This window comes from Micromonospora sp. NPDC003776, assembly GCF_053605645.1.
Map to the genome: position 1 here is coordinate 1 of NZ_JBSGJR010000289.1, position 8,340 is coordinate 8,340.

Consider the following 8,340-nt stretch of genomic DNA (forward strand, 5'->3'; position numbering starts at 1 on the left):
GGTGGCGCACCGGAGGCTCAGCACTGCCGCTTGGCGGGGCGGCTCTTCTTCGGGTTGACCGGCTTGGCGCCGGGCTTCGGGGCGGTCACCTTCGGGGTGGTCGCCGGGGCCTTCGCCGCCGGCGGGGTGGTCTTGCGGCCGAGCAGCCCGCCGCTCTTGGCGACCGGCTTGCCGTTCCGCGCCGCGGTACCGGTCTTCTGGGGCACCAGGGGCGGGAACTTACGCAGCACCCACTGCTGCTGGCCGAGGGTGAACAGGTTGTTCGTGACCCAGTAGATGATCACGCCGATCGGGAAGATCGAGCCGGAGACCAGCAGCGAGACCGGGATGCCGTAGAGCATCAGCCGCTGGACCATGCGCTGCTGCGGGTCCTCCGCCCAGCCGGTCTTCAGGATCATCTGACGGCTGGTCAGGTACGTGGTGGCGATCATGATGAGCACCAGGACACCCGCGACGAGCTTCACCGTGCCGGCGTTCGCGCCCAGTCGGGCCAGTTCGTCGGCGGTCGAGCCGAACCGGCCGGAGATCGGGGCGGTGAAGAGCTTGGCGTTCGAGGCGCTGTGGAACTGCTCGACCGTCCAGCCGTACAGGGTCTTCTGGGTGTTGCCCGGGTTGAGCCGCTTGAGCGTGTGGAACAGGCCCAGGAAGACCGGGATCTGGAGGAACATCGGAAGGCAGCCCATCAGCGGGTTGGCCTTTTCCTTCCGGTAGAGCTCCATCATCTCCTTCTGGAGCGTCTCCCGGTCACCCTTGTGCTTCTCCTGGAGCTCCTTGACCTTGGGCTGGAGCGCCTGCATCGCCCGCTGCGACTTGATCTGCTTGACGAAGACCGGGAAGAGGATGACCCGGACCGTGACGACCAGGAAGACGATGGCGAGGATCCAGGACCAGTTCGTCCCGATCACCGCTCCCGACGACACCAGGGCGTCCCAGGCCGAGTGCCAGGTCAGCAGGATCCACGAGATCGCGTAGTAGATCCAGTCGAGACTCAATTTCTCAGGCTCCAGTCACGTCGGCACGGCGGCGATCGCCCGGCTCCGGCACCGGGTCGTGTCCACCTGGGTGAAAGGGGTGGCATCGCGACAGCCGCCGGACCGTCAGCCAGCCTCCCCGGAGCGCACCGTGCCGGGACACCGCCTCGACGGCATAGGCACTGCACGACGGGTAGAACCGGCAGCGGGCCGGCAGTGCCGGACTTATCCACCGACGGTACGCGATGATGGGCGCCAGCAGCATGCGGGCACCGGTAGTAGTCGGCCGCGGCGCGGCGGTCCCGCCGTTCACCGGGACCGCCGACCCCGGGGGGAGCGCGCGGCGGTGAGGGCCGCGTCCAGGTCGGCCCCGAGCCGGGCGTACGACGCCTCGGCGGCCGGCGGCAGGGCGCGTACCACGAGGGTGCTGCCGGCGGGCAGGTCGGCCAGCCGCTCGCGGACCAGGTGGCGCAGGCGGCGGCGGACCTTGTTGCGGACCACGGCGTTGCCCACCGCCTTGGACACGACGAAGCCGGCGCGGCTCGGCGCGGAGGGTTCCACACCGCGGTGCCGCGCCGGCTCCGGCGAGGTTGTCGCGGAAAGTCCGGTCTGCTCCGGAAGGGTCAGGTGGACCACGACGGCGCCGCGTCCGACGCGTCGGCCACCCCGAACCGCTGCGGCGAAGTCGCTACTGCGCCGCAGTCGTTGCGCGGCGGCCAGCACGACTGCCCACGTCCCCGGACCGGACCGGTCGGCCTCAGGCCGACAGGCGGGCGCGGCCCTTGGCGCGACGGGTCGAGATGATGGCGCGGCCGGCACGGGTGCGCATGCGCAGCCGGAAGCCGTGGGTCTTCGCGCGCCGGCGGTTGTTCGGCTGGTAGGTGCGCTTGCTCACGTCAGGCTCTCCGTTGTCGTACGCCCCGCGCGGGGGATCGCCCGGGGTCGTGTGGTGGTCCAGGCCACCTCGGCGGTGGCCTCCGATCGGTGCTGCCCGACGACGCGGGTCCTCGGCGATGCGGGGAAGCGACCGCGGACAGCAAGCACCCATCACCCTAGCAGAGGGCGAGAGAGCAGCCGCTCCAGCCTACGCAGGGGGGGCAATGACCGTCAAACATCACACCCGGGACGCCGATCGGCCCCGGAGCCCGACCGAAGGGGCGCTTTTCACTGATGTTGAGAAGGCTTCCCCGGTGTCGACGGTTGATGGCGCGGGGTCCGCGCTGTTAGCGTGCCCGATTGCGGTCAGCGTCGGGGGTCCGAGTTGTCGCTGACCGGCAAGACCGGACAAGGTAGTGAATCGTTCGGCACGTTGAACCCGCTTCAACGCCTCCGGGAACCAGGGGGGCAGGTCCGACCCGCGTCCGGTGGGCGGCCACAATCGGTCGGTACACACAGGCTGTGGATAACTTGTGGATGACGACCGGTCAGCCGTCCGGGCGGGCGTGAGTAGAGGCGAGGGGGTGGCACGACGGTGACCGGAGCGACCGACCTTGCCGCGGTGTGGACGGCGACGACGGAGGAGCTCGCCGACGAGATCATCTCCGCGCAGCAGCGGGCGTACCTCCGGCTCACCCGGCTCCGGGCGATCGTCGAGGACACCGCTCTGCTCTCCGTACCGGACGCCTTCACCCGCGACGTGATCGAGTCCCGGCTCCGCCCGGCGATCACCGAGGCCCTGAGCCGCCGGTTCGGCCGGCCGATCCAGGTCGCCGTGACCGTACGGGTCGCCGAGGACGCGGGCCGCCCGGCGGGCACCGTCTACCGGGCCGCCCCCGAGCCGGCCGCCACGCCCGACGGGCCCCAGGACCTGCTGGCCGGCTTCGACCAGCCCGGCCCGGCGGCAGCCGCACCCGGCTTCCCCGGGTTGGACTTTCCGGCCCCGCCGGAGGCTCGCGGGTACGCCGAACCGCGGCCGGAGCCGCCGGTGGAGGAACCGACCCCCCGGCAGCGCACCGCCGACGGCGTGCGCCCACAGCTCATCCCCACCAGTCGGGACGGCCAGGACGACCTGTTCAGCGCCGCCTTCGCCGAGCCGCTGCGGGCCGCCCCCGAGCGGCGCGTCTTCGACGAGCCGGCGCCGGTCGACGGCCCGGCTCCCGACGGCCGCGGCTACGAGCCGCCCCGCTACCGCGACACCGCCGGCCCGGCGGACGCCCCGCCGCTGCGCGGCCTGCCCCGCGACGGTCGCACCGACTCCGGCCCGGGACGCGGTGGCGCGGATCACCGCCCCGGCGGATCGCCCGACCGGCGCCTGCCCGGCGGGGCGGAGAGCGGCGGCAACCGGCTCAACCCGAAGTACATGTTCGAGACGTTCGTCATCGGGTCCTCCAACCGCTTCGCCCACGCGGCGAGCGTCGCGGTGGCGGAGTCGCCGGCGAAGGCGTACAACCCGCTGTTCATCTACGGCAGTTCGGGGCTGGGCAAGACCCACCTGCTGCACGCCATCGGGCACTACGCCACCACGCTGGGGAACGCCCGCTCGGTCCGGTACGTCTCGACCGAGGAGTTCACCAACGACTTCATCAACTCGCTCCGGGACGACAAGACGAGTGCGTTCCAGCGCCGCTACCGGGACGTCGACATCCTCCTGATCGACGACATCCAGTTCCTGGAGAACCGGGAGCGGACCCAGGAGGAGTTCTTCCACACCTTCAACACGCTGCACAACGCCAACAAGCAGATCGTGATCACCTCCGACCGGTCGCCCAAGCAGCTGGCGACGCTGGAGGACCGGCTGCGGACCCGGTTCGAGTGGGGCCTGCTCGCCGACATCCAGCCGCCGGACCTGGAGACCCGGATCGCGATCCTGCAGAAGAAGGCGGCCCAGGAGCGGCTGTTCGCCCCGCCGGACGTGCTGGAGTTCATCGCCTCCCGGGTGTCGAACTCGATCCGAGAACTGGAGGGCGCGCTGATCCGGGTCACCGCGTTCGCCAGCCTGACCCGGTCGTCGGTGGAGCTGTCGCTCGCCGAGGAGGTGCTGCGGGACTTCATCCCCGACGGCACCGGACCGGAGATCACCGCCGACCAGATCATGGTCTCCACCGCCGACTACTTCGGGGTAAGCCTGGAGGACCTGCGCGGCCACTCCCGCTCGCGGGTGCTGGTCAACGCCCGCCAGGTCGCCATGTACCTGTGCCGGGAGCTGACCGACCTGTCCCTGCCCCGGATCGGGCAGGCGTTCGGCGGCCGGGACCACACCACCGTCATGCACGCCGACCGGAAGATCCGCCAGCAGATGGCCGAGCGCCGCTCGCTCTACAACCAGATCGCCGAGCTGACCAACCGGATCAAGCAGAACACCTGACGTACCCCTCGAAAGCAGCGCCCGGCCGGAGCACCGGCCGGGCTTTTTCGTGCCGGCGGACGCTCGGGGCTTGGCCCTCGACCCGATCGAGGGCCCAGGATCGGAGTCGTGTTCATCCACAGCACGACCCCGTTGTCCACATCCCCTGTGTCACAGGCGGTGGAAAACCACCCTGCGTCCGCAGCCGGTTACCCACAGACTGTGGACAACTCCTGGGGACGACGCTGTGGACGCCTGGGGACAACCGTCACGTTGTCCACCGACGACGGTCGGCCTGTGGGTTGCCTGTTGAAGGTTCTGGGGACGACGCGGATCAACGCCGGCCGACCCGTCCACAAGCCTGGGGAGAAACCCCGTGGATTAGCGGTGGACAACCGGTGGACAACCGTGGAAAACCTGGGGGCGGCGCCCGGCTGTGGACCGGAACACGAGTTCTACCCCTGGTTCTCCACAGTCAAACCACCGGTGGATAACCTGTCTGACCTGCGCGGACGCCGGTTCTCCACAGTTTGCACAGGTGCGATGAAGACGATGAGTTATCTCTTCTAAACAACAAAAACCAATCATCACCGTTGGACTTCCTGTGGATCGGGCCGGACCGCCGCCGTCGGCGGTCGCCCCGGCACCTCGATCCACGGGGTCGGGCGCACAGCCGATGCCCACGCGCCCTAAGGTGCGATGGGTACCCGCACGGTCGGGCGGGGCGGGTGGCAGCGGTCGGCATGAGAGAGTTGTCGCTGACGTCGACGCGGAGGCATTGATGAAGTTCCGAGTGGAGCGCGACGCGCTCGCCGAGGCGGTCGCCTGGACCGCCAAGAGCCTGCCCAACCGGCCCTCCGTACCGGTGCTGGCCGGTGTGATGCTCCGGGTGACCGACGGCAACCTGCAGGTCTCCGGCTTCGACTACGAGGTCTCCAGCCAGGTCACGGTCGAGGTGCAGGGCGACGCCGACGGCGCGGCCCTGGTCTCCGGCCGCCTGCTCGCCGAGATCACCAAGGCGCTCCCGGCCAAGCCGGTGGACATCGCCGCCGTCGGCTCCCACCTGGAGCTGGTCTGTGGCAGCGCCCGCTTCACGCTGCCCACCATGCCGGTCGAGGACTACCCGGCCCTGCCGGAGATGCCGGAGAGCGCCGGCACGGTCGACGCGGCCGCGTTCGCCGCCGCGGTGGCCCAGGTGGCCGTGGCCGCCGGCCGGGACGAGACGCTGCCGATGATGACCGGCGTACGGATCGAGCTCTCCGGCAGCACCATGGCGATGCTCGCCACCGACCGCTACCGCCTCGCCCTGCGCGAGATGGAGTGGAACCCGGACGACCCGGAGATCAGCCTCAACGCGCTGGTGCCCGCCCGGACGCTGCACGACACCGCCAAGGCCCTCGGCCCGCTCGGCGGCCAGGTCACCATGGCGCTCTCCCAGGGCGCGGCCGGCGAGGGGATGATCGGCTTCTCCGGCGGCACCCGGCGGACCACCAGCCGGCTGCTGGACGGGGCCAACTACCCGCCGGTCCGCTCGCTCTTCCCGGCCACCCACAACGCCGAGGCGCGGGTGCCGGTGGCCACGCTGATCGAGGTGGTCAAGCGGGTGGCGCTGGTCGCCGAGCGGACCACCCCGGTGCTGCTGAGCTTCAGCGCGGACGGGCTGGTGGTCGAGGCCGGCGGCACCGAGGAGGCGCGGGCCAGCGAGGCCATGGAGGCCACCTTCAGCGGCGACCCGCTGACCATCGGCTTCAATCCGCAGTACCTGATCGATGGCCTGGCCAACCTGGGCGCCCAGTACGCTCTGCTCTCGTTCGTCGACGCCTTCAAGCCCGCGGTCATTTCCCCCGCCGGTGAGGATGGCGAGGTCATCCCGGGGTACCGGTACCTCATCATGCCGATCCGCGTGTCCCGCTGATCGCAGCCAGCAAGACCCAGACGTACGGAGGTAGCAGCAGATGCAGCTCGGCCTGGTAGGACTCGGCCGGATGGGCGGCAACATGCGCGAGCGGTTGCGCGCCGCCGGGCACGAGGTGGTCGGCTACGACCGCAATCCGGAGCTCAGCGACGCCGCGAGCCTCGCGGAGCTGGCCGAGAAGCTGGAGTCACCCCGCGCGGTCTGGGTCATGGTCCCCGCCGGCGTCACGGACGCCACCATCGACGAGCTCGCCGGTGTGCTCGGCGAGGGCGACATCATCATCGACGGCGGCAACTCCCGGTTCAGCGATGACGCCCCGCGCGCGGAGCGGCTGAACGAGCAGGGCATCGGCTACATCGACGTGGGCGTCTCCGGCGGCGTCTGGGGCCGGCAGAACGGCTACGCGCTGATGGTCGGCGGCGCCAAGGAGCACGTCGAGCGGCTCATGCCGATCTTCGACGCGCTCAAGCCCGAGGGCGAGTTCGGCTTCGTGCACGCCGGCCCGGTCGGCGCCGGCCACTACGCCAAGATGGTGCACAACGGCATCGAGTACGGCCTGATGCACGCCTACGCCGAGGGCTACGAGCTGCTGGCCAAGTCGGAGCTGGTGACCAACGTGCCGGGCGTCTTCAAGTCCTGGCGTGAGGGCACCGTGGTCCGGTCCTGGCTGCTCGACCTGCTCGACCGGGCGCTGGACGAGGATCCGGACCTGTCCGAGCTGAGCGGCTACACCGAGGACACCGGCGAGGGCCGGTGGACGGTCGACGAGGCGGTCCGGCTCGCCGTGCCGCTGAACGTCATCACCGCCTCGCTCTTCGCCCGGTTCGCGTCCCGCCAGGACGACTCGCCGGCGATGAAGGCCGTCGCCGCGCTGCGCCAGCAGTTCGGCGGGCACGCCGTCCACAAGCGCTGACCGGTATCCACAGCCTGTGTACGTCCGCCGGCTCGAACTGGTCGACTTCCGCTCGTACGAGCGGGTCGGCGTCGACCTGGAGCCCGGCCCGAACGTGCTGATCGGCGCCAACGGCGTCGGCAAGACCAACCTGGTCGAGGCGCTGGGCTACGTGGCGACCCTGGACTCGCACCGGGTCGCCACGGACGCCCCGCTGGTCCGGATGGGTGCCTCCTCCGCGGTGATCCGCTGCGCGGTGGTGCACGAGGGCCGGGAGCTCCTGGTGGAGCTGGAGATCGTCCCCGGCAAGGCCAACCGGGCCCGGTTGGGACGCTCGCCGGCCCGCCGTGCCCGGGACGTGCTCGGCGCCCTGCGGCTGGTGCTCTTCGCCCCGGAGGACCTGGAACTGGTCCGGGGCGACCCGGCCGAGCGCCGCCGCTACCTCGACGACCTGCTAGTCACCCGCCAGCCCCGGTACGCGGGCGTGCGGGCCGACTACGAGCGGGTGGTCAAGCAGCGCAACGCCCTGCTGCGCACGGCGTACCTGGCCCGCAAGACGGGCGGCTCGCGGGGCGGGGACCTGTCCACACTCGCCGTCTGGGACACCCACCTGGCGCACCACGGGGCGGAGTTGCTCGCCGGCCGGCTGGAGCTGGTCGCCGCGCTCACCCCGCACGTGGCGAAGGCGTACGACGCGGTGGCGGCGGGCCGGGGCGCGGCGGGGATCGCGTACCGGCCGTCGGTGGAACTGCCCGAGCCGACCACCGACCGGACGGTGCTGGCGGAGGCGTTGACCGCCGCGCTGGCCGAGCAGCGGTCGGCCGAGATCGAACGCGGCACCACCCTGGTCGGCCCGCACCGCGACGACCTCGCGCTCACCCTCGGCCCGCTCCCCGCCAAGGGGTACGCCAGCCACGGCGAGTCCTGGTCGTACGCGCTCGCGCTGCGGCTGGCGGGGTACGACCTGCTGCGCGCCGACGGGATCGAGCCGGTGCTGGTGCTCGACGACGTCTTCGCCGAGCTGGACGCCGGCCGGCGGGAGCGCCTGGCCGAGCTGGTCGGTGGGGCCGCCCAGCTCCTGGTGACCTGTGCGGTCGACGACGACGTGCCGGCGGCCCTGCGGGGCGCCCGGTACGCGGTGGGCGAGGGGACGGTACGCCGTGTCGGATGACGAGGTCCAGCTCCCGCCCGCCCGGTTGGGGCCGGGACGCGGGGCGCGTACCCCTGCCGGGTCGGACGCGGCCGACGGCTCGGCCGGCACGTCCGGCCGGGCCCGGGG

Annotated in this window: 8 protein-coding genes; 4 read left to right on the forward strand and 4 right to left on the reverse strand. The window is 71.5% G+C overall.

Going from position 1 to position 8,340, the window contains the following annotated elements; translation table 11 throughout:
- Nucleotides 1–17 precede the first annotated feature (17 nt).
- From yidC to rpmH, 4 genes are read right to left on the reverse strand one after another with little or no spacing between them, the layout of a single operon-like run.
- Entirely contained in the window at nucleotides 18–992 is a 975-nt protein-coding gene (yidC, locus tag ACWEVO_RS21950) for a membrane protein insertase YidC (protein ID WP_452309396.1), read from the reverse strand.
- A gap of 4 nt (nucleotides 993–996) precedes the next feature.
- Nucleotides 997–1,236 carry a membrane protein insertion efficiency factor YidD gene (gene yidD / locus ACWEVO_RS21955; protein ID WP_199737128.1) on the reverse strand — a complete coding sequence of 80 codons (240 nt, stop codon included), beginning with the start codon at nucleotides 1,234–1,236 and terminating at the stop codon, nucleotides 997–999.
- A 44-nt stretch (nucleotides 1,237–1,280) separates the two neighbouring features.
- Nucleotides 1,281–1,694 (reverse strand): ribonuclease P protein component, encoded by a 414-nt coding sequence (gene rnpA, locus ACWEVO_RS21960; RefSeq protein ID WP_452309397.1) that lies wholly within the window; start codon nucleotides 1,692–1,694, stop codon nucleotides 1,281–1,283.
- 34 nt (nucleotides 1,695–1,728) lie between these two features.
- The gene (gene rpmH / locus ACWEVO_RS21965; RefSeq protein ID WP_013736606.1) at nucleotides 1,729–1,866 is read right to left on the reverse strand and encodes a 50S ribosomal protein L34; all 138 of its coding nucleotides are present in this window, start codon (nucleotides 1,864–1,866) and stop codon (nucleotides 1,729–1,731) included.
- A 603-nt stretch (nucleotides 1,867–2,469) separates the two neighbouring features.
- Between rpmH and dnaA the strand changes: the two genes are divergently transcribed.
- From dnaA to recF, 4 genes are all read left to right on the forward strand, one after another.
- The gene (dnaA, locus tag ACWEVO_RS21970; protein WP_452309401.1) at nucleotides 2,470–4,275 is read left to right on the forward strand and encodes a chromosomal replication initiator protein DnaA; all 1,806 of its coding nucleotides are present in this window, start codon (nucleotides 2,470–2,472) and stop codon (nucleotides 4,273–4,275) included.
- Nucleotides 4,276–5,035: 760 nt separating this feature from the next.
- A complete protein-coding gene (gene dnaN / locus ACWEVO_RS21975) occupies nucleotides 5,036–6,169 on the forward strand; it encodes a DNA polymerase III subunit beta (RefSeq protein WP_452309398.1) in 1,134 nt (377 codons plus the stop codon).
- Between the two features lie 40 nt (nucleotides 6,170–6,209).
- On the forward strand, nucleotides 6,210–7,082 hold the full coding sequence (gene gnd, locus ACWEVO_RS21980) for a phosphogluconate dehydrogenase (NAD(+)-dependent, decarboxylating) (RefSeq protein ID WP_452309399.1): 873 nt from the start codon (nucleotides 6,210–6,212) through the stop codon (nucleotides 7,080–7,082).
- 16 nt (nucleotides 7,083–7,098) lie between these two features.
- Nucleotides 7,099–8,232, forward strand: coding sequence for a DNA replication/repair protein RecF (gene recF / locus ACWEVO_RS21985; protein WP_452309400.1), 1,134 nt, complete (start codon nucleotides 7,099–7,101; stop codon nucleotides 8,230–8,232).
- Nucleotides 8,233–8,340: the final 108 nt, after the last annotated feature.